This is a genomic window from Cyclobacterium sp. 10D3-21 (assembly GCF_055809755.1).
Genome location: NZ_CM147924.1, coordinates 572,033 through 593,464, shown reverse-complemented (window position 1 = coordinate 593,464; position 21,432 = coordinate 572,033). Strand labels below are relative to the sequence as shown.

16 protein-coding genes and 1 riboswitch are annotated in these 21,432 nt (G+C 40.4%); of the genes, 10 read left to right on the top strand and 6 right to left on the bottom strand.

Annotated elements, in window-relative coordinates; translation table 11 throughout:
• Positions 1–107 precede the first annotated feature (107 nt).
• The 7 genes from rfbC to AC0L7T_RS02620 all read left to right on the top strand — a co-directional run bounded on the left by rfbC (position 108) and on the right by AC0L7T_RS02620 (position 6,426).
• The gene (rfbC, locus tag AC0L7T_RS02650) at positions 108–659 is read left to right on the top strand and encodes a dTDP-4-dehydrorhamnose 3,5-epimerase (protein WP_473340926.1); all 552 of its coding nucleotides are present in this window, start codon (positions 108–110) and stop codon (positions 657–659) included.
• Complete coding sequence (locus AC0L7T_RS02645) at positions 659–1,414, top strand: tyrosine-protein phosphatase (RefSeq protein ID WP_473340925.1); 756 nt, start codon at positions 659–661, stop codon at positions 1,412–1,414. Before rfbC ends, AC0L7T_RS02645 begins: the two co-directional genes overlap by 1 nt.
• 25 nt (positions 1,415–1,439) lie before the next feature.
• Entirely contained in the window at positions 1,440–2,402 is a 963-nt protein-coding gene (locus AC0L7T_RS02640) for an NAD-dependent epimerase/dehydratase family protein (RefSeq protein ID WP_473340924.1), read from the top strand.
• Positions 2,403–2,502: 100 nt separating this feature from the next.
• On the top strand, positions 2,503–3,915 hold the full coding sequence (locus AC0L7T_RS02635; RefSeq protein ID WP_473340923.1) for a tetratricopeptide repeat protein: 1,413 nt from the start codon (positions 2,503–2,505) through the stop codon (positions 3,913–3,915).
• 38 nt (positions 3,916–3,953) lie between these two features.
• Positions 3,954–4,715: a phosphosulfolactate synthase gene (locus tag AC0L7T_RS02630; protein WP_473340922.1), complete on the top strand. Its 762-nt coding sequence runs from the start codon at positions 3,954–3,956 to the stop codon at positions 4,713–4,715.
• A 32-nt stretch (positions 4,716–4,747) separates the two neighbouring features.
• Positions 4,748–5,683 carry a DUF368 domain-containing protein gene (locus AC0L7T_RS02625; protein ID WP_473340921.1) on the top strand — a complete coding sequence of 312 codons (936 nt, stop codon included), beginning with the start codon at positions 4,748–4,750 and terminating at the stop codon, positions 5,681–5,683.
• Positions 5,680–6,426, top strand: a complete 747-nt coding sequence (locus AC0L7T_RS02620; RefSeq protein WP_473340920.1) for a shikimate dehydrogenase family protein — start codon at positions 5,680–5,682, stop codon at positions 6,424–6,426. The genes AC0L7T_RS02625 and AC0L7T_RS02620 overlap by 4 nt, the downstream gene beginning before the upstream one ends.
• Positions 6,427–6,534: 108 nt before the next feature.
• On the opposite strand, the gene AC0L7T_RS02615 is transcribed toward AC0L7T_RS02620, so the two are convergent.
• Positions 6,535–9,027 (bottom strand): zinc-dependent metalloprotease, encoded by a 2,493-nt coding sequence (locus tag AC0L7T_RS02615; RefSeq protein ID WP_473340919.1) that lies wholly within the window; start codon positions 9,025–9,027, stop codon positions 6,535–6,537.
• 133 nt (positions 9,028–9,160) lie between these two features.
• Here AC0L7T_RS02615 and AC0L7T_RS02610 point away from each other — a divergent pair, with 133 nt between their 5' ends.
• Positions 9,161–10,276 (top strand): NAD(P)/FAD-dependent oxidoreductase, encoded by a 1,116-nt coding sequence (locus AC0L7T_RS02610; protein WP_473340918.1) that lies wholly within the window; start codon positions 9,161–9,163, stop codon positions 10,274–10,276.
• A 77-nt stretch (positions 10,277–10,353) separates the two neighbouring features.
• Here AC0L7T_RS02610 and AC0L7T_RS02605 read toward each other — a convergent pair whose 3' ends face one another.
• The 5 genes from AC0L7T_RS02605 to AC0L7T_RS02585 all read right to left on the bottom strand — a co-directional run bounded on the left by AC0L7T_RS02605 (position 10,354) and on the right by AC0L7T_RS02585 (position 17,646).
• A complete protein-coding gene (locus AC0L7T_RS02605; protein WP_473340917.1) occupies positions 10,354–12,756 on the bottom strand; it encodes a TonB-dependent receptor in 2,403 nt (800 codons plus the stop codon).
• Between the two features lie 82 nt (positions 12,757–12,838).
• Positions 12,839–12,935: riboswitch (TPP riboswitch) on the bottom strand.
• A gap of 49 nt (positions 12,936–12,984) precedes the next feature.
• Positions 12,985–14,052 carry a fatty acid desaturase family protein gene (locus tag AC0L7T_RS02600; RefSeq protein WP_473340916.1) on the bottom strand — a complete coding sequence of 356 codons (1,068 nt, stop codon included), beginning with the start codon at positions 14,050–14,052 and terminating at the stop codon, positions 12,985–12,987.
• Positions 14,053–14,146: 94 nt separating this feature from the next.
• On the bottom strand, positions 14,147–14,761 hold the full coding sequence (gene gldD, locus AC0L7T_RS02595; RefSeq protein WP_473340915.1) for a gliding motility lipoprotein GldD: 615 nt from the start codon (positions 14,759–14,761) through the stop codon (positions 14,147–14,149).
• Positions 14,761–15,369, bottom strand: a complete 609-nt coding sequence (locus AC0L7T_RS02590; RefSeq protein WP_473340914.1) for a nitroreductase family protein — start codon at positions 15,367–15,369, stop codon at positions 14,761–14,763. Before AC0L7T_RS02590 ends, gldD begins: the two co-directional genes overlap by 1 nt.
• Positions 15,370–15,393: 24 nt before the next feature.
• Positions 15,394–17,646 carry a TonB-dependent receptor domain-containing protein gene (locus AC0L7T_RS02585; RefSeq protein WP_473340913.1) on the bottom strand — a complete coding sequence of 751 codons (2,253 nt, stop codon included), beginning with the start codon at positions 17,644–17,646 and terminating at the stop codon, positions 15,394–15,396.
• A gap of 149 nt (positions 17,647–17,795) precedes the next feature.
• On the opposite strand from AC0L7T_RS02585, the gene AC0L7T_RS02580 reads away from it, so the two are divergent.
• Together AC0L7T_RS02580 and AC0L7T_RS02575 are read left to right on the top strand one after the other, a co-directional pair.
• Positions 17,796–18,338: a gluconate 2-dehydrogenase subunit 3 family protein gene (locus AC0L7T_RS02580; protein ID WP_473340912.1), complete on the top strand. Its 543-nt coding sequence runs from the start codon at positions 17,796–17,798 to the stop codon at positions 18,336–18,338.
• Positions 18,339–18,352: 14 nt separating this feature from the next.
• Complete coding sequence (locus AC0L7T_RS02575) at positions 18,353–20,056, top strand: GMC oxidoreductase (protein ID WP_473340911.1); 1,704 nt, start codon at positions 18,353–18,355, stop codon at positions 20,054–20,056.
• Positions 20,057–21,432: the final 1,376 nt, after the last annotated feature.

Here is a 21,432-nt window from a genome sequence, read left to right as displayed (position 1 = left end):
ATTGTTTGCATCTTTAAACCGTAACTTTAAAAATTCGTTTTAAATTTATATATCTTCATACGATATTTAGCAAATTACACCATTTTTAAAGAAATTAATCCAAAGGTATGGAAATCAGGGAAACGCCAATTAAAGATGTATATGAAATCTACCCAAAAGTATTTAAAGATGCAAGGGGTTATTTTTTGGAAAGTTACCGGGAGGATTATTTTAAACAAAAGGGTTTAAATACCTCTTGGGTACAAGACAATCAATCTTATTCAGAAGCGGGTATTGTAAGGGGACTTCATTTCCAGAGTGGGGATCATGCGCAAGCCAAGCTTGTCAGGGTTATAAGTGGCAAGGTTTTGGATGTTTGTGTTGATCTAAGAAAAGGGTCAGCTACCTATGGCAAATTCCATTCAGTCGTATTAGATGAAAAGCTTCAAAATATGCTTTATGTCCCTACTGGATTTGCGCATGGCTTTGCAGTTTGGGAAGAAGCCGTATTTACTTATAAATGTTCAAACCTTTACAATAAAGAAAGTGAAGGTGGAATTATTTGGAATGATAATGAGTTAAACATTGATTGGGGAGTGGATGAACCACTTCTGTCTGAAAAAGACCAGCTTTGGCCTGACCTCAAAAAATTCACCGAAACAAGTAAAGGAGGACTTTAATGTCTATCATTAAATTATTCAGAAAACTAAAGAATTCACCACGAGATCAGCACCTGGACCTGAGTTGGGTAGGTACTGACATGCACAGCCATTTGATTCCGGGCATAGATGATGGCTCACAAAAAATGGAAGAGTCCATTGCTTTAATTACCAGGCTATCCGGCTATGGATTTAAGAAGCTTATCATTACCCCGCATATCATGAGTGAGTTTTTCAAAAACACACCAGAAATCATAAATGCCGGTTTAGAGAAACTTAAATTAGCGGTGAAAGAGGCTGGAATTGACATCGAATTGGCTGCTGCGGCAGAATATTACCTCGATGAAATTTTCTATGAAAAAGTGGAAAATAATGAACCAATTCTTTCATTTGGCACCAATAAAATGGTACTTGTGGAAACAGGATTTATGAGCAAGCCTCACATTCTTTTGGAAACATTTTTCAAAATGGAAATGTTAGGTTACCAGCCTGTATTTGCTCACCCGGAAAGGTACATGTACTTGCATCAGGAACCTGAAACATTGGATGCGCTGATTGATAGGAACATTCCTTTTCAGCTTAATTTGCTATCTCTGACTGGTTACTATTCCAAAGGAGTCAAAAAGTTTGCTGAAAAATTAATCGATAGGAATTTGGTGAAATTGGTGGGTACTGATTGTCACAATGAAAAGTACCTTGATGCCATGGAAAAATTACCCCATAGTAAATACTTTGACAAATTGCAGGAATTGGATTTGTGGAATAAAAATTTATAACAAAAACCTGTAAGCGTTATTGCGTGTGAAAAAAATATTGATTACCGGCATTACCGGACTTTTGGGAAGCTATTTGGCGAAAAGCTATGATGGTAAAGCAATTATATCTGGCCTCAAAAGATCAAATAGCAGCACAGCTCTTCTTGGAAATCTGTCTTCTCAAATCAAATGGTATGAAGGAGAAATCACAGATGTAGAGTTGCTTATAGAAGCATGTAAAGAGCAAGACATGGTTATTCATGCTGCCGGCATGGTGTCCTTTGATGAGTCTAAAAAGGAAGCATTGCTCAATACCAATACACATGGAACCGCCTGTCTGGTCAATGCCATGTTGTCTTCAAATTGTAAAAACCTGGTATTTATTAGTTCTGTAGCTGCACTCGGGCGTGACGCAATACCCCTTATCAATGAATCTCAGAAATGGGTCAATTCAACGCTTAATACCCCATACGCCATATCCAAACATCTTGCCGAACTTGAAGCTTGGCGAGGTGCACAGGAAGGTCTCGAAGTAATGGTTTTTAATCCCTCTATCCTCTTGGCCAAAGTAGGTGACGAAAGAAGCAGTAGCCAGATTTACAGGTATGTTTTAGAAGGCAATAGTTATTATCCAATAGGGGATATTAATTATATAGACATTAGGGATGCAGTTTCGCTTATATTGACTACAATAGCGTCAGAATCATGGGGAAACCGTTACATCATAAGTAAGGAAGCCATTTCATACGAAAAATTCTTTAAAGAAATGGCAAGTGAATTTAAATTAAAACCACCCAAAAGACCGTTAAATAACTGGATGGCCAAAATGGTCGTCAATTGGTCTATGTTTTACAATTATTTTGCTAAAAATAAAATACCTGTTACCCGGCAAACAATACAATCAGCACAGACCAAAATCAGATATGACAACACTAAAATTAACGAATTAACACAGTATACCTATACGCCTTTAAGGGACACATTTAAATGGGCCAAGTCGATAAATTAAAATAATAGAATGCCCAGTTAAATAACCTTAAAAACTTAAGTGGATAACACTTCAAAAAGAAAATATTTGGTATCTTAAGTTTAATATATAGATCAAACCTATGACAGGAGATTTTGATAATCAATCAGATCAAGAGAAAGAATTGGTTAAGAGGTTTGAAAACTCACTTAGCGCAAATCTTGACTTGTTCTTCGGAGAGGAAGAATTAGAAGATATCATTAGATATTATCATGAACATTTTAAATATAGAAAGGCATTAAAGGCTAGCCAGTTGGCGATATCCAGGTTTCCTTTTTCTATAGAAATCAAATTATTGATGGCTCAATCTTTGATTTTTTTAGATGATGTGGAAGAAGGGTTGGAAATTCTCGAAAACCTAAACAATATTTCTCCTAACAATGAAGACATCATATTGACACTGGCCAATGCCATGTCTATACTTGATCAAAATACTGATGCTATTCAGTTACTTCATGGTTTTATGCCATTGGCAGAAGACAAAGCAGAGGTCTATTATCTTTTAGGTAATTTTTATAGAATCGAAAATAAAAATAAAGAGGCAATAAATTGCCTTAAGGAAGCTGTAAAGCTCAAAATTAATCATGAGGATGCATTGTTCCAGTTGGCCATGTTGACCGACGAAGAAGGTTCCTTCGATGAAATTTTGGATTTCTATCAAGAATTTATTGACCATGACCCTTATAACGCCAACGCTTGGTACAATTTAGGTGTAGTTCATAACCGCTTGGGGAATTTCGAGGATGCTATTCAGGCCTACGAATACACGATTCTGATAGACGACACTTTTGCTTCTGCGTATTTTAATTTGGGCAATGCTCTTATGAATACAAACCAGTATGAAAAAGCTTTGGAGGCCTATCAAAACACTATAAATTGTGAGGGAAGCAATGCTGAAAATTGTTGCTACCTGGCCGCTTCTTATGAAAAGCTGGACCAAATTGACATGGCTTTCAAGTATTTCAAAAAATCAGCAAAGTTAGACTCAGAATATGACGATGCATGGTTTGGATTAGGGATGTGCATGATCAAAAAGAAAAAATATTTTGAGGCCATTCATTATTTTAAAAAAGCAATAAAGCTTACGGCAGAAAATGCCACCTATTGGGTGGGGCTGGCAGACGCGGAATATGAATTGGGAAATCTACAATCAAGCTCCGAAGCCTATGAAGAAGCCATTAATCTGGAACCAGGCATTTTAGAAACTTACATCAACCTTTCTTTGATATACTTTGACCAGAACCGGTTTGAAGAAGCAGAAGATGTAATAAAGGAAGGATTGGAAGAATTGCCTGAAGAAGCATCCCTGTATTATCGACTGGTAGTATACATGATTAAGACAGGTAAATACAAAGAAGCCTTTTCAATTTTGGAAAATGCATTAACTTTGGACTTTGAAAAACACATTCTCCTTTATGAGTTGATGCCAGAACTGGAACAACAAAAGGCAATTTACAAAATAATTAACCAGTATAGAGAGGGTTTGAAAGAATAAAAAACTCTCATTTAGCTATTATATCAAAATTTTATTGAATGAATTACATCCTAAAAAGCATCCCATTCAGAACACAAAAGCCTAGAAATACCGGATATACCATGGCGATGGATAAGGGTTTAAGTCTAAGAGAGGTGGAAGATTTTCTAGAGTCTAACGGAGATCACGTAGATATCGTAAAATTAGGATGGGCCACTTCCTATGTCACTAGCAAACTCAAAGAAAAGATTGACATCTACCGCTCTGCAGGAATACCTGTTTACTTCGGTGGAACATTGTTTGAAGCCTTTATAGTCAGGAATCAATTTGAGGATTACAGACGTCTTTTGGATAAATACAAACTTTCATTTGTAGAGGTATCTGATGGCTCCATTACATTAGACCACGACGAGAAATGTGAATATATTAGTACCCTTGCAAAAGACATTACGGTGCTTTCAGAAGTAGGTTCTAAAGATGCCGCCAAAATCATTCCTCCTTACAAGTGGATTGATCAAATGCAAAAAGAATTAAATGCTGGTGCATGGAAAGTAATCGGTGAGGCCAGAGAAGGCGGTACTGTGGGTCTTTTTAGGGATTCAGGTGAAGTAAGACAAGGACTTGTAGAGGAAATTCTGACCCAGATTCCGGAAGAAAAAATCATTTGGGAAGCTCCACAAAAGGAACAACAGGTCTGGTTTATCAAACTATTAGGGACAAATGTCAACCTGGGAAATATCGCACCCAATGAAATCATTCCTTTGGAAACATTAAGGCTTGGACTAAGAGGAGATACTTTCGATTTCTTTTTAGATAAATAAATTTCGCATCTCTTTATTAAAAGGTCCAACCAATGAATAAGTTTAGTGAGAAGGCAATGCTTTTCTTGAAAGGCATGGGCATGGGAAGTGCTGACATTGTTCCGGGAGTATCAGGTGGGTCTATTGCCCTGATAACTAAAATCTATGAAGAGCTTCTGGCGAGCATCAATTCATTTGACCTGGCGGCGCTAAAACTTCTCGCAAAGTTTGATATTGTTGCTTTCTGGAAACATGTAAATGCAGGCTTCTTGCTTACCTTGTTTCTAGGAATCCTTACAAGTATTTTCGCGTTCTCAAAAGCCATAACGTTCTTTATTGAAAAATATCCTATACCCTTATGGTCTTTCTTCTGCGGATTAATACTTATTAGTTCCATCATCATTCTGCGGGACATCAAACGCTGGAATATTATGGCTTTGATCCTATTTCCGGTAGGTGTGGGCATTGCTTATTTTATCACAGAGCTGCCCATGATCTCATCTCCAAACAACATTTGGTTTACTTTCCTTTCCGGAGCCATCGCCATATGTGCCATGATCCTGCCAGGAATATCAGGTAGTTTCTTGTTGCTTATTCTAGGCAAATACGAGTATATTCTCAATGCTGTCAATGAAAAAGACTTCGCCGTTTTGGCTATTTTTGCCTTGGGCTGTATTACAGGCTTGCTCCTGTTCAGCAGATTGATTTCCTGGTTTTTGAAAAACTACCACGCCCTTACTTTGTCTTTCTTGTCAGGTTTCATGATTGGTTCCATCAATAAGATATGGCCTTGGAAAAAGATACTCAGCTATAGGATGTCAAGTTCTGGTGACCAAAAGCCCTTTTTGACAGAAAATATTTTACCACATGTTTACCTTACCGAGACAGGCCAGGAACCTGCTTTTTTGATCGCCATTATGGCATTCTTAATTGGCGTAATCCTTGTAGTAGGGCTTGAAAGATTGGCATATAATTTCAGGAAAGAATGAGAAAATTCGGCTTAATAGGTTACCCGCTTACCCATTCCTTTTCAAAAAAATATTTTTCAGATAAATTTACCCGCGAAGGGAAGCCAGATTGTCATTACGACCTGTATGAAATCGCCAATATCAACGCTTTACCTGAAATTATCGCCTCACAAAAAGAGTTGATAGGCCTCAATGTAACCATTCCCTATAAAGAGCAGGTGCTTCCTTATTTGGACAACCTGGATCCCGCCTGTAAGGCGATTGGCGCGGTGAATTGTATCAAACTGACGACCGATGGCCTGGTCGGCTATAATACGGACTATTATGGCTTTAAAACCTCATTGACCAATTGGCTGGGAGCAGCAAGGCCACAAGCGTTAATTCTGGGTACAGGAGGTGCTTCAAAAGCCGTTTGCCAGGCATTAAATGACCTGGAAATTCCTTACTTAAAAGTTTCCCGAAATCCTGATCCTTCAGCCAAGGACATTATCAGTTACGATACAATAAAAGCGTCTCCTGATTACCTATCCAATTATCCGCTTATCATAAACACTACTCCGTTGGGTACTTTCCCCAATATTGAAGCAATGCCTGACCTGCCTGTATCAAAACTAAGTAAAGGCAATTGGTATTATGATCTGGTCTACAACCCTACAGAGACGGCCATGATGACTGCTGCCGCAAAGATGGGTGCAAAAACAAAAAATGGAATAGAAATGCTCCACTTACAGGCAGAGGCTGCCTGGGAAATCTGGAACAAATAATATAAAATACGAGGAGTCTTCCCTTATGGAAACCTTCAAATTGAACAAAAAATAACCCCACAGGCATTGCCCGTGGGGTTATTTTTTAATACTATTCTATCCACTCGCTCAAGAGGGATCCAAAATATTTTTTATCCTTTCCAAACTGTCTTCCAGATGGATTTTACTCATGGTGTCTGAAGTTCCAGGAAGTGCTCGGGTTATTTCTCCTTGAATTACGTTTAAAGAAGCTCTTGCCACTGAACGGATATCCGACTGAGATGCATTTATCAAGGAAGCTGATCTTCCGCTGGCATCTTTTGTCATTAGCTCTTCCAGTTTCTCTATATGCGCTCGCTGTAGACTCCTTCTGTTAACATCAATGGCCTCACCTGTGGTAAGCTCTACCCAAATCCCTTTTCTTAGATCAGTCATCAGTTGCAACAAGCTATACGCTTCAGAACCGTTAAAGGCTTGATTTTCGATCACCCTTCCTAATCTTCCCCAATCCAAAATCGCATTCAAAGTACCTACTTGAATTTTCCTGATCCTGTCCAGGACCCCAAAATCTTGAATTTTGTTGGTAATATTGTTGTCTATCAGCCAATCCTGCGTCGTAAAAAGCTCCTTTTGGATAAATTCCATGGCTTCCTTCTGCTTGTCTTTGTCTACATGGGTATAAACATCTTCCTTTTGACCGATCGCTTTATAAACCTCATATACGCCTCCAATATTGGTCTTTACATGCCCCATGTACCGGTTGTATTGGGTTAAAACTTGTACATATAGCTCACTAAGGTCCTCATAATCCTTGTAGGGCTTGTCCAATCCACCGGTCCATTCGATTAGGTTTGGAAGGATACGTTTTAGGTTTTGGATGCCATAAGCTGAGGCCTTCATTGCATCATCTCCTAAATCTTCGCTTTGCCCACTAGGGTCATAAGTATTGCCCTGTCTGCCGTAGCGGTAGATAGGGTCTCCATTCTTGGCAACTATCCAGGAATCTAAAATCGCCTGCTCATCTTCCGGCGTTTCGGCTTCAAGTATTGGCCTATATCCCCAGGAAATAGCAAATTTATCATAAAGGCCTACCTCAGGAAACAAGTGAACACCTTTGTCTTCTGGCTGGGCAATATAGTTAAAACGTGCATAATCCATAAGAGATGGAGCGGTACCATACTTTGCTGTGAAAGTGGCTGAACGCAAAGAATCCACAGGGTAAGCAAAGGAAGATGCAAAGTTATGCGGCAAACCAAGGGTATGTCCCACTTCATGTGAAGAAACAAAACGGATCAACCTTCCCATAACTTCATCTTCAAACTGCATCAATCTTGACTCCGGATTGATTGCTGCCGTTTGTACAAAAAACCAATTGCGCAACAGGTTCATTACATTGTGGTACCAACCAATATCAGATTCTATAATTTCTCCAGAACGTGGATCTGATACGTGAGGGCCATAAGCATTCTGAATATTGGAAGCAAAATACCTGATCACCGAATACCTGGCATCTTCTGGATTCCAATCCGGATCCTCCTCCGGACTTGGGGCTTCCTTCGCTGTGATGGCATTTTTAAATCCAGCTTCTTCAAAAGCTGCATTCCAATCCTCCACCCCTGCTATGAGGTAAGGCACCCATTGTGATGGTGTAGCAGGATCTATATAATAAACGATTTGTTTTTTGGGTTCTACCAATTCACCTGCCTTGAATTTCTCCAGGTCTTCTTCCTTTACCTCTAGCCTCCAGCGGTCAAGGTAGACCCTTTTACTTGCTTTATGCGCATCCAACCCATAGTCTGTTACCCTGGTAGTGAACCAACCAATTCTACGGTCTGCCAGCCTTTGCTTCATAGGCTCTTCAGGCAGCAATACCATGCTGCTGTTCATCTCTATGGTAATAAGCCCTGTAGCACTATTAGAGGGCGCTTCAGACGCGGCATAGGTCAACACATACCTTGCCTCAATATTGGTCGGGTAAGGGCTAATCCTTTCTATATAAGACCTGTCGGTATCCAAACGGCTTACCTTATACCCTTTTCTTCGCCTTTGTTGCAAGCCCAAGGCCTGTACGTCCTTAGAAAAAAGGTCAGATACTTCTATCAACCAACCTTTGCCATCCTTGCCTTTGGCTTCAATGTCAAACCGGTACAAGATAGGTTCCAAATTGGAGTTTTTTACAGCCTGATAGATTGGAAGCGAATCTGCGGCAGTATTGGCATAGGAAACCACTTTTAGCAATATGTTCTTGTCCTTCTTTTCCCACCGAAGCAGCTGTGTATTGGTGCGCTCTCCACCATAACCTATACCATTGGCTGTTTTGGCGATAGTGGTAACCATGAGCATTTCCTTTCCTAGCATTGCTTCAGGAATTTCATAATAGTATTTTTCATCTACCTTGTGAACGGTAAAAAGACCCGGCTTGGTTTGGGTGCTGTCTTTGATAATATCCTCATAGGATTTCAATCCATCCTTGTTCTTCACCGGCTTTTTTTCCGGAACCTTGACTTCTTGCTCATCCTTTTTTTTCTTACTTCGCTGAGCTTCTGCCAAATCCGGAGAAATTAGATTCAGGCTAAAACTTACTAACAGCAAAATCAAAAAGCTTGCTTTTGACTTTAACATAGGGGTTCAATTAATTAAGTTAGGAATACATAGAGAACCAAAATTAAAATTTTAATTCGTAAACTTGGTAAAAGCCAGCGCCTAAATCAAATTGGACACGAACCATTGCAAGTTCAAGTTGTTAATAAAATACATGGATGATAATCAAATTACAATCATTGGAGGAGGGCTTTCCGGCCTTATTTCTGCCTATCTCTTGGCAAAGGAGGGCAAAAGTGTTCTTGTAATCGAAAAAAAAAGTTATCCTTTTCACAGGGTCTGTGGAGAATACATTTCCAATGAAGTCAGGGAGTTTTTAATTCAAAAGGATTTATTTCCATTCACCTTTGAACCCGCAGAAATCAATACTTTCAGGCTTAGTGCCGTCAATGGAGTCATGGCTGAAGTCCCATTGGGATTGGGTGGATTTGGAATCAGCCGGTACAACCTCGATCATTTTTTATACCAAAAATGTCAAAAAGTCGGGGTAAAGTTTCTTTTGAAAACCCAGGCGGCAACAGTTGATTACAAGTCAGACCAGAAGCTATTTGAAGTGAGCACCAATGAAGGGCACTTACTGACTTCCCCAATCGTGCTTGCCGCTTATGGGAAAAGATCCAAAATAGACAAGTACCTTAACCGAAGTTACCTAAAGCACCGAAGTCCTTATGTGGGCATCAAATACCATATTAAAATAGCCTATGAAGAAAATATGGTGGCGCTTCACAATTATGATGGTGGCTACCTTGGGATCAATAAAATCGAGAATGGCCAGTTTAACCTCTGCTACTTGGGAAGTAGAGAACAATTAAAGACAGCAGGGAATATCCAAAGCATGGAAAAGCAATATTTATTTAAAAATCCTCATATAAAAGAAATATATAGTAAGGCAGAATTTTTATGGGAAAGGCCTGAGGTAATCAATGAGATCAGTTTCGCCACCAAATCTCCTGTAGAAAACCAAGTCCTTATGATTGGAGACGCAGCCGGTATGATTACACCTTTGTGCGGCAATGGAATGGCAATCGCTATTCATACAGGAAAACTGGCAGCTGATGCCATTCTCCAGCATAGGAAATTAGAAATGATTCAAAAAGAATACACAAAAGACTGGAACCAGTATTTTTACAGCCGGTTGCGAACTGGAAGAGCCGTGCAAAGGCTATTCGGCGCACCTTTTGTTTCAAACCTTGCTGTGAATGTGATCAAAAAATCTCCTTATCTGGCAAAAAAACTCATTCTTCAAACCCATGGAAACCCTATAAAATAAAAAGGCTCCCAAGTTTAAGCCAGGGAGCCTTTTCAATAAAATTTGAATACGAAAGGTTATTTCTATTCTTTGAAATATCAAAAACGAATAGCTACACCAGCCATAAAGCTGGTTCCTGCCATTGGGTAATAATAGTTTTCTGCCACACGCTCCATGCCCTGTCCTTCGCTGGAAGGAACGAAATAACCAAAAGTGTATCCGTTTGGCTCATAGAGGTTATTGAATAAATTATTAACCTTGCCGGAAAACACCATTTCTTTTACAAACCCTGGTTTCCAGGAATAAACAAATCTCAAGTCAGAAGTCCAGTAAGCATCCAGGCTCCTTGCTTCTTGTTGCGCATTGTCCAAAAATTGTTGGCCTACATACTTGTTGAGCAAACTGACTTCCAGGTTTTTTATTGGCCTGAAGTCTATAATGGCACTAGCTACAATGTCAGGAGAAAAAGCAATGTCTGTATTGGTATAAATAATGCTTTCCTGCCCTGTAAAATCCCAGTTCTCGTCATACACATCGCTGTACTCAGTATAGGTATCGATCTTGTTTTGACTAAAAGCGATGTTGCCTCCGAGCGTCCAAAGAGGGGAGAGCACTACCGCACCGTCAAGTTCTATTCCTGCCCGATAACTACTGGCAACATTTTCCCGGATATAAGCCCCTACATCATTCAATTGGCCAGTAAGCACCAATTGATCCTTATAGCCCAAATAGTACAGATTCGCATTGTACTGGTATTTGGAGGTCTTTACCCTAATTCCCGCCTCTACATTATTTAGTCTCTCAGGTCTTGGGATCTCTGATATTGGAGAATCTGTGAAATCACTCCTTACAGGCTCCCTGTTGGCAACCGCATAAGAAGCGTATAGGGTTTTTCCAGTACCCGTTTCATAGGACAAGCCAAGTTTAGGGTTGAAGAAAGTGTAGGATTGATTGCCACTAACGTTTCTTTGATCGCTATTCTTACCATCAAAAGAATAGTCAATCCCTCTTACTTGCATGTCTGCAAACAAGTACAATCTTTCCTTTACCTCATAGGTGGCTTTTAGGTACACGTTCCTATCATCCTTTACAGCCACATTGTTGTAATATTGGTCTCTAATATTGATATCCCCAGTGTTTCCCATCCAGATGATTTCACCGAAGTGGTCTCCATCATATCGGTTGGCGCCACCACCCAGGATAGCGTCTAATCTTCCGTTGGTTGAAACGTAATTCAGGGAAAATACAGCCCCATAAAAGTCATTGTCCAACCATCTTCTTCGAATAATATCGGTACTGGTAATTACCTGATCACCTATTTCAATTGGGTCAAAACCATAATCCTCCAGGTCATCATCTCCCTTAAATTGTTCATAGTATCCTTGTCCGGCAGTATAATGCAAAGCAAAATTAGCTTTCAGATTATCCGCCCATGTTCCAGCATAGATAAACTGGTAATGGTTTTGTTGGTAATTGTCGGTCTCATTTTCATAGGTATAGCCATTGAAAGTCCGATCGGTTTCAAGTAGATTTTCGGGCACTCCATTCCAGGCCTGGTAAGTTTGTTCTGCCCCAGCAAAGATATTTACCTTAAACACATGATTGTCCCCATAATAGCCTCCGGATACAAAGTAAGATTTCAGGTCAGAAAAAGCCCTGTCTATGTACCCATCAGAAGTGACTTGAGAAAGACGGGCGTCCACTGCCCATTTGTCATTGATCAATCCTGTACCGGCTTTGATGGTATGCTTCCGGGTATTAAAGGAGCCATAGGAATTGTCCGTTTCTGCGTAAGCTTCTTCCTTTTTGGTGTCGGTCTGAATATTAAGGCTGGCCCCAAAAGTAGCTGCACCATTGGTGGAAGTACCTACCCCACGTTGAATTTGAATGTTATCCACTGAGGAGGCAAAGTCGGGCATATTCACCCAAAAGACACCATGAGATTCGGCATCATTAAGCGGTATTCCATTGACGGTGACATTGATCCTGGTTTGATCTGTTCCCCGGATCCGCATACCCGTGTAGCCTACGCCTGTTCCTGCATCAGAATGCGTAACAATGGATGGGGTATAATTTAGCAGAAGAGGCAAGTCCTGCCCCAGATTGTCTTTCCCAATGGTTTCCTTACTAATCACTTGAAAGGTAGTGGGAGTAGTCTCCGATGCTCTTGTTCCTGAAACAATAAATTCTTCAGTGGTAAGGGTGGTTGAGTTTAAGACAATTAGTAGATCTTCTCGTTGAGGAAGTGGGATATTTACCGTTTTGGTGGTATAGCCTACAAAAGAAATGCGTAATGTTGCCGCTTTCTGGTTCAGATTATTTATCTGAAAGGCTCCATTTTGATCACTTACAGCACCTTTCTGGGTACCTTCCAAATACACGGTAGCACCTGGAAGAGGTAAGTCATTTTCAGCATCCTTTATAATTCCCCGGATGCTATTTTGGGCAATAGACAATTGACACAGCAATAAAAATATTGCTGAAAAACAAATACGAATCATGTTAATAAATTATTCTGGTTAAACATAGCAGAAATGAGGGGACAATTCTACTTTAGTTGTTTACCCAATAGCATTACGTACGATTAGCTATTTCACATTTCCCTTCGCCGGCATTATCCGGATCAGGTGATATGGGTATGATCTCAGCCCGTTATATTAAGGCACCCCTAATGATCTTGCCACAAATGTAGCTGGTATTATTTAAAATGACAAACTTTCACCTTATGCTCAGGCGTTCCCCAATCCCTTCAAATGGCGGAAATGGGAAATAAAAGCCCTTCTCAATTGTTGATGTTCAAGGTATTGAATATTGTAATCCTTGCAGGTTTGTTTGATGATTTTACTCAAAGCAGGATAATGAATATGCGAGACTTTAGGAAACAGGTGGTGCTCTATTTGAAAATTTAAGCCTCCCAAAAACCAAGTAAGTGTTTTGTAGCCAGTAGCAAAATTGGCAGTCGTTCTTATCTGATGAATCATCCATTCGTCTTCCAGACAATTGGACGCAGGCTCAGGAACAGGGAAGGCAGTTTCTTCCAGGCTGTGTGCCAATTGGAAAACAAGTGTCAGCACAAGCCCTGCAAATAGGCCATACACAAGAAAACCTACTAACCATGGGCCCCATCCAACCATGTAAATGGGTATGGCTACAAAAAGAACCAAATGAAGCGCCTTGAAACCCCAAAAACTGATATGATCAGACAGTTTCATTTTTTGAATAGGCACGATTCCTACCTTTCCGGTAACATACTTTTTATAATCTGTGAAAAATACCCAATAGAGATACAATAGGGAATAGGTGAAAATAAAATAATAGTGTTGAAATTGGTGTATTTTGAATTTCTTTTGACTTGGAGAAAGGCGCAAAAATGGCCTGGCGTTCAGGTCATCATCTACGCCATCTACGTTGGTAAAAGAGTGGTGAACAACATTGTGTTTGGTCTTCCACATGAAAACATTCGCCCCCAGAAAATTAATGGACATCCCTGCCAGGGTATTGACCCAAGGCCGGTCACTAAAACTACCATGCGCGCCATCATGCATTACATTAAAGCCTATAAAAGCAGTTAATGCGCCCAAAACTAAGCATTCAAACAATCCTAAAATCCAATGAGGGGTAAAAAACACAAGGTGGATGTATAACAATACAAATGCCGCCACAATGATTCCTGCTTTTATAAATAGTTGGGAATTTCCTGAACGAGCAATATTTTGAGCTTTAAAATATTCGCTCACCCTTAATTTCACAACTTGATTGAAATTGATTTTAGGTCTGGAGAATTTTGGCGTCGCCATATATTGATTATAGGTAAATGATTTAGGATAATACTACTTGGCTTAAGCAAATTAGAGAAAAAAGATTGGGGGTGTATACTTTAAAGGTACCACATTAATCTGACATTTTCAATTCAAAAGATAGGCTATTGATCAAATGCATCATGTCTGTTTTGATATATTCAATGATAGGAGCCAAAGAGTCGTTCTTAACCGCTGTCTGAAAATACAACGCTCCTCTAAGAAAATGTTGTGTTGAATCTGTAACAAAAAATTGAAATTGGGTGGGCACATCTCCGGTCAATTCAGAGACGAAACCAGTGTAGCCCTTGGGTGTTAGTAACACGGCTTCATCGATACCATAAGCCTTCACCTGATGCTTAAAAGTAAGACTCATCGCATCATTTAAATAGGTCTTAAATAAAGCATTATTCTCATTGATGGGTTTATAAGTCAGGTGAACCCTGGCATCAAAATCAGTATAGTGAACGTTGACCCACGTTTTTTCCTGCAGGTTAAATGAATCGCGTTCTATTTGAGAATGAACGGAATATTCAAAATTATAGGGCAGTTCTTTATCTAAAGAAACAAAATCCCGCATTGGCAAATCAATGCGGTTGTAGCCTTTGGGTTTGGGGAGGTAGTCTTCACTACAAGCCCCAATCAAAAGCATAGCCAACCAACAAAAGGCCAAAGCAGGATTTTGAAATTGTTTTTTTAGAAAAACCATTATTCTTTCACCCAAGTCACTTTTTCAGAAATTGGCGTTCTTTTTCCTTCAGGCCATTTGTCTGATGCCGCCTTGGCAACAAAGAAAAAACCCATTAATAGGTCTTCTTCGGCTAACCCAAAAAAGGTTTTGGCTTCTGGCCAGAAGGTAGGTGCACCTGTACTCCAGTAAGCTGCCAATCCTCTTGCACTTGCTGTTAAATACATGTTTTGAACCGCCATCGCTACTGAGGCTATTTCCTCCATTTCAGGAAGATTGGCGCGCAGGTCTCTTTTCATACCTATGGCGATAACATGAGAAGCCTTTAAAGGACTTTCTTTCAATTTGGTGTAAACAGCCTCCTTGAAAATCCCAGTTTTTTCACTTCGCTCTTTGTACAAGTTTGACTGATAATCAGCCAATGTTTTTAAGCCTTCGCCAGAAAACACTACGAAACGCCATGGTTCAGTAAGCTTGTGCGTAGGTGCCCAGTTGGCATTTTCTAAAAGCTCTTTAATGATACTCTCGTCTATTGGATCATTTTCCTTAAACTGAGCTACAAATTGGGACCTTCTATTCCTAATGATTTTATTGACTTCTTCTATATTAAATACAGGCCTATTGTTCATATTTGATTTTATTTTTTGAAACTACTAATATTTTAGACCAACCTTTATTCCTCCGTAAAAGTTTCTTGTGGCAGCAGGTTGGAAATACCTCCCTCCAAAAGGATTAAGGTCATTTCCCAGGCTATAACTGGCATTGGTTAAATTTTGAACCCCTAAATACAATTCAAGGTCAAGCGCTTTTCCAACATCACCTCTCCATCCTACTCTTGAATTCATCAAGTGATAGGAATCCTGAAATACGGTATTGGCATCATTCAATGGAATGTCATCCACAAATTGATGGGTAAAGTTAAGGTAAAAACCAGGCTTGGTTTTGATGTCCAATTGATTGACCAAGGTATTGGGGGCTACTCCCGTTAGGTCATTTCCACTGTAATCGTTGTCTCCTTTTACAAAGTCTACAAACTCAAAATAATGTCCAGTAAATGAATGGGTCACTTTAACCTCCTGGACAAATGACATTTGCTTTCTTATAAGTGCATAATCAACCAACAATTCTATTCCTTTCTGATTGGTAGCACCCGCATTTCTAAAGAGGACTACGCCTTGCTCATTGACAAAAGTGGTAATGGTTTCATCTAGCTTAAAGTAGAAAACAGATCCATCTACATTGACCCTACCCTTATTGAAACTTGAGCGGTAACCCAATTCATAATTCACCCCTTTTTCAGCATCCAGGTCCAGGTTAATTGATCCTTCGTTTGTTCTAACTTCATCAATGGTAGGAGGTGAAAACCCTGAACTGATACTGCCATATACCGCAGCATTGGTGTTCAATTTTGCTGAAAGCGCAATCCTAGGCACGATCACCGGATCAAAAGTTCGTTTGGCATTGGAAGGCACACCATTGATCATATCAATGTTTCTAGCGATGTTAAAACTAGAAAAGTTTTCGCTCAAGCCTATGGTCATTAAGAACCTATCGGAGAGTTCTGCTTCCAACTGCTGGAAAAGAAAAGCGGTTTTGGTCAATAGCTCATCACCAAAACGGATGGTATCAATTTTACCTCCATTGTTTCCGAAGTTTTGCGCCGAAGTTTTAGAAAGTTGGTATTCTCCACCAGCGATAAGCCTTACAGGTACATTGGACCAAATATCGTCATAGGTGAAACTTGTCCTTCCACCATAACCGTATTGCGTTTCTGTTTTATAATCCAGGTTAAAAGGATTCTCAAAATCCGTGGTATTGATATAAAGGGAGGTTTTATTGTCCAGGTTATGGTTAAACCTATAGTCATGAGACAAGGTACCGTACAATGACTTTTGGTCGATGGATGCATTCTGTGCTGCTGATCCTGGCCTTGCCTGTCTTGGGTTTTCTGCCACCTGATCAGCCGTTAGCGCTCCTGGTAATTCATAAAAAAGATCAGAATACAGGATTTGGGTAGTTAGTTTCTGCTTCTTAGATGGTTGAAAATACCCGGTAACCTGCAGCACTTCTCTGTCCATGGCAGTATGGTCTCTGTACCCGTCCGACTTTTGTTTGGCATAAGAAACGCTAATGCCTCCATTTTCCAGTTTTTGGTCGATGCCCATACGGTAGCGAACCAAACCAAAGGCTCCAACAGAAAGGTCTGCCCCAATCCTATTTTCATCCACCGTTTCTTTGCTGGTAAAGCTAATCACCCCTCCATTTCCAGCACCATAGATACTACCTGCAGGGCCTTTAATAATTTCCGTATTTTGAATATTGGACAGGTCAAGCATATTCAAAGGCGTAGTGCCATCTGGCGCGGTAAAAGGCATACCGTTCCAATAAACCTTAACATTTCTCACGCCAAAGGGGGAGCGCAATGAACTACCACGGATAGACACTCTATAACTGGCAGGTGCCCGTTCTTCAATTCGAATTCCAGGTTTGGTATTAAACGCCTGAACAATGGATGTTTCATTGAACCGGTACAAATCTGCTTCAGATACACGCGCTATACCAGCTGCCTGTTCCAACAATGGACGCTCTGATTCAAAAGAACTTACCAATACTTCGGTAAGTGCATTTTCCCCCCTTACCATAAAAACAGTAATCTCGCCTGATGAGGGCACCAATACAGCTTGCTCTTCAAAGGCTATGTGTGAAAAAAGCAAGTTTGAAGGCTCGCTCAGGCTTACCGTCAATTCTCCGTTTGCATTGGCTGTTATGGCTTTTTTTGTATTTACCTTAACCGTGACAAAGGCTACTGGCTCTCGGGATTCGGCATCCAATACCTTGATGTTCGTTTGTGCCCAAAGCCCCAGCGGAAGAAGGCATAATATTAATAGGTATAATTTTAATTTCATTTTGTAAATTTTATAATAGTTGTGGTTAAGTTTCAAAGCCAAAATTACGGCATTTTTGTAGTAATGCACCACCGATGAAAAAAACCTTGCTCACTTAATCAAAATTTTGATAACTTGTTCGTGTATTTTCATTTTACCCAAAAAAGATTATGGATAGAAGATCAGCTATGAAGCAATTAGCGATTCTAACCGGAGGGGCGGTATTGATACCTGCCTGCGACTTCAGCGAGGAATCCATTTTGCAAGCCTATCAAAACCTAAACATCACCCAGAGTGATAAAGTTTTACTCACTCAGGTAACAAATACCATTTTTCCAGGCACTACACTAAAGAAGGCTGAAGAATTAATGATTCAGGACTTTGTACTTGTAATGAGCAACGACTGCCTGGGCACTGAACAGCAAGCAGGTTTCGTAAAAGGGCTTAAAGGCTGGGAGGAATTTTCAAAGAAAACCTTTGGCAAGGCATTTTCAAAAATGGACCAAAAAGAAGCAGAAGAGGCGATTGTGAAAGGAATGGCATTGGAAGGCGAAAATGAAAGTGAAGCCGGCCATGCCCGCCAATTTCTAAATACCACCAAACGTTTCGCACTTCAGGGCTACCTCAATTCTGAGTATTTCATGACTGAAATAAAGCCCTACGAACTGGTTCCTGCCCGATTTTATGGCAGCAAATTAATTGAAAACGCATAAATAGAACGGACGCAATGGCCAATTTGAATATAAAAAGCAAAAAAGAAAACAGCTATGATGCCATCGTCATCGGCTCTGGAATAAGTGGCGGATGGGCAGCGAAAGAATTTTGCGAAAAAGGATTAAACACGCTGGTACTTGAAAGAGGCCGCGATGTAAAACACGTCAAAGACTACCCCACCACCAACAGCATGCCTTGGGAACTTGAGCACAGAGGTGGAATACTCCAAAGTGTAAAAGAAGAAAACCCGGTAGTGAGCAGGTGTTATGCTTATAAAGAAGACACAAAGCACTTTTTCGTAAAAGATACCGAACATCCCTATGTACAAGAAAAGCCTTTTGACTGGATTCGTGGCTACCAAACCGGAGGCAAGTCCCTACTTTGGGCAAGGCAAGTACAACGTTGGAGCGATTTCGATTTTGAAGGCCCTGCAAGAGATGGGTTTGCCGTGGACTGGCCCATTCGCTACAAGGACCTGGCACCCTGGTACAGCCATGTAGAAAAATTCGTCGGCGTTTCCGGTAACAAAGATGGCAAAGCCAACTTGCCAGATGGAGAGTTTTTACCTCCATTTGAATTGACAGCTGGAGAAAAATATTTTAAGGAGTTTTTGAAAAACAATTACCCTGAAAGGGAAATTGTAGTTGCACGTTGTGCGCATATCACTGGAAACCAGGAATTCTATGCCAAACAAGGCAGAACCTTGTGTCAAAACAGGACTCTTTGCCAGCGAGGATGTCCATTTGGCGGATATTTCAGCAGCAACTCCTCAACATTGCCATGGGCTGCTCAAACCGGAAACCTTACCATGCACCACCATGCAGTGGTACACTCTATCATATATGATGATGCCAAAGGAAAGGCCACGGGAGTAAGGGTGATCGATGCCCAAACCAAAGAAATGAAGGAGTTTTATGCAGACATTATCTTTGTCAATGCAAGTGCGCTGAATACCAATTTGATTCTACTTAATTCTACTTCCAGCCGTTTTCCGAATGGCTTGGGAAATGACAGTGGTACCCTGGGAAAATACGTAGCCTTCCACAACTACCGTGCAGGCATCTCTGCTGAATACGACGGATTGAAGGAGTACACTACCGAGGGCAGAAGGCCTACCTCAGGTTACTTCCCAAGATTTAGGAACCTACACAAGCAGGAAACAAACTTCCTTAGAGGCTATGCGGCAGGTTTTAGCTCTGGAAGAAGCACCCAAAGTGACTATTCAGGCATAGGCGATGAATTGGAACAGTCCATGGCCAAGGCACCGGAATACGGTCCCTGGAGAATGGGCTCTCACATGATGGGGGAAACCATCCCTAAAGAAGAAAGCCAGGTTAGCCTTGACCCTACGCTAAAAGACGAGTGGGGCATTCCACAACTGAAAATCTCCATGGATTATGATGACAATGATGAAGCCATGATAAAGGATTACCTGGAGCAAATGTCGGAGATGTTTGAGGCGGCAGGTTTTACCAATATTCGTACACGGGATGACAAACGTGCCCCAGGCCTGGACATCCATGAAATGGGAGGTGCCAGAATGGGAAAAGACCCAAAAACATCGGTACTCAATGAATGGAATCAGGTACATGCCTGTCCTAATGTATACGTTACAGATGGCGCCTGCATGACCTCCACCAGTACCCAAAACCCTTCCCTTACCTATATGGCATTTACCGCAAGGGCGGTAGACCATGCAGTGAAGAATCGGGGATAATTATAAAATAATAGTTGATTACGACCTTTAAAGTCAATTCAATAGGCCGGGAAATTGTTCCGGCCTATTTTTTTTTTTGGTTTAATAATATCGTATTGCCCCCAACAAATCGTCACTGCGAACCCTTTTTTTTGGGGGGGTGGTGTGGAAAAGGGTGTGACAGTCTCGTTTTGCTGCGGATGATCATTTTTTGATGATTACATCGACTTCAAGTTTTAGCTAAAATTGAGCAAATCGATAGGAGATTTTGTCAGCATTGTTGCTAAAAACAGGCAACAATACCGCCAAAATCGTGACGTATTTATCACCTTACCACGGGCTGCACCCGTGGCTAAGTTATTTCGGCCTTTCAGGCCTTTTACGTAATTGTACCATTTCATGGAAGTGTTTACTATCTAAGAATCATAAAGGATTGAATGGATTGATTCAATAAGATCTATTAACCCATCGAGTTGAGAGCTGCGGTCTTAAAAATATAACGATTGAGTATTTTTGTATTAACAATATTTATAGATAAATAATCTCAAAAAAACCAACCTAACCGTCACTGCGAACCCTTTTTTTGGGGGGGGCTTGGCGTGGAAAAGGGTGTGGCAGTCTCACTTTGATACCTATACACTACACACTAATTTAGACCCCCTTGCTGAAGTTGATCCCTGAGTGGCCCCTGAGCTTGTCGAAGGGGTCGAAGGGACCGATCAGGGATCTAAAATCTGAAAAAATGATCGATAACATTTGATGTACAATGCACGAGATTTTGTCAGCATTGTTGCTATAAACAGGCAACAATACCGCCAAAATCGTGACGTATATATCACCATACCACGGGCTGCATCCGTGGCTAAGTTATTTCAGCCTTTCAGGCCTTTTGTGATTTTACCGCTCTATGAGAATTACCATCAGAAGGTTTACATAATAGTTGAACAGAAAATTCGCAAAACCTACATTAATATTATTTTCCTTTTGGCTAAAACCAGAATGTTGAGCTGAGAAACTTTCAATAGGAAAACAAGCTAGAAAGGGAATTGCAAATTCCCTGTGATAGGAAGGTGTAGATTAAATCAACACCTAGATTGGGTAAATACAGAAACCTGTTTTTATAAAAACCCACACTTAAAAAACTTATTTCTCACCTATAATATTGACAATGTATCAGCTATTCAATAACTTATAACAAATAAAACCCTAAAGCCATGAACATAGTTTGGATTGTTATTTTGCTTATTGCTGCAGCCCTGGGAGGGGCATTTGTTTACCTAATGGTAAATAAGATAAAGAAAAGTAAAAATCTTGGAGACAACTAAAACGTAGTTCGATAAGATTTTGTTAGCAATGTCGCAAAAAAAGAGCAACAATACCGCCAAAATCGTGACCTA

Excerpts from the sequence above, each read along its gene's own strand:
- AC0L7T_RS02625 (WP_473340921.1), top strand. The coding sequence starts at position 4,748 with ATGAATAAGTTTAGTGAGAAGGCAATGCTTTTCTTGAAAGGCATGGGC.
- AC0L7T_RS02635 (WP_473340923.1), top strand. The coding sequence starts at position 2,503 with ATGACAGGAGATTTTGATAATCAATCAGATCAAGAGAAAGAATTGGTT.
- AC0L7T_RS02590 (WP_473340914.1), bottom strand. The coding sequence starts at position 15,369 with ATGAACAATAGGCCTGTATTTAATATAGAAGAAGTCAATAAAATCATT.
- AC0L7T_RS02605 (WP_473340917.1), bottom strand. The coding sequence starts at position 12,756 with ATGATTCGTATTTGTTTTTCAGCAATATTTTTATTGCTGTGTCAATTG.
- AC0L7T_RS02645 (WP_473340925.1), top strand. The coding sequence starts at position 659 with ATGTCTATCATTAAATTATTCAGAAAACTAAAGAATTCACCACGAGAT.
- AC0L7T_RS02620 (WP_473340920.1), top strand. The coding sequence starts at position 5,680 with ATGAGAAAATTCGGCTTAATAGGTTACCCGCTTACCCATTCCTTTTCA.
- AC0L7T_RS02630 (WP_473340922.1), top strand. The coding sequence starts at position 3,954 with ATGAATTACATCCTAAAAAGCATCCCATTCAGAACACAAAAGCCTAGA.
- gldD (WP_473340915.1), bottom strand. The coding sequence starts at position 14,761 with ATGGTTTTTCTAAAAAAACAATTTCAAAATCCTGCTTTGGCCTTTTGT.
- AC0L7T_RS02600 (WP_473340916.1), bottom strand. The coding sequence starts at position 14,052 with ATGGCGACGCCAAAATTCTCCAGACCTAAAATCAATTTCAATCAAGTT.
- AC0L7T_RS02575 (WP_473340911.1), top strand. The coding sequence starts at position 18,353 with ATGGCCAATTTGAATATAAAAAGCAAAAAAGAAAACAGCTATGATGCC.
- AC0L7T_RS02580 (WP_473340912.1), top strand. The coding sequence starts at position 17,796 with ATGGATAGAAGATCAGCTATGAAGCAATTAGCGATTCTAACCGGAGGG.
- rfbC (WP_473340926.1), top strand. The coding sequence starts at position 108 with ATGGAAATCAGGGAAACGCCAATTAAAGATGTATATGAAATCTACCCA.
- AC0L7T_RS02615 (WP_473340919.1), bottom strand. The coding sequence starts at position 9,027 with ATGTTAAAGTCAAAAGCAAGCTTTTTGATTTTGCTGTTAGTAAGTTTT.
- AC0L7T_RS02610 (WP_473340918.1), top strand. The coding sequence starts at position 9,161 with ATGGATGATAATCAAATTACAATCATTGGAGGAGGGCTTTCCGGCCTT.
- AC0L7T_RS02585 (WP_473340913.1), bottom strand. The coding sequence starts at position 17,646 with ATGAAATTAAAATTATACCTATTAATATTATGCCTTCTTCCGCTGGGG.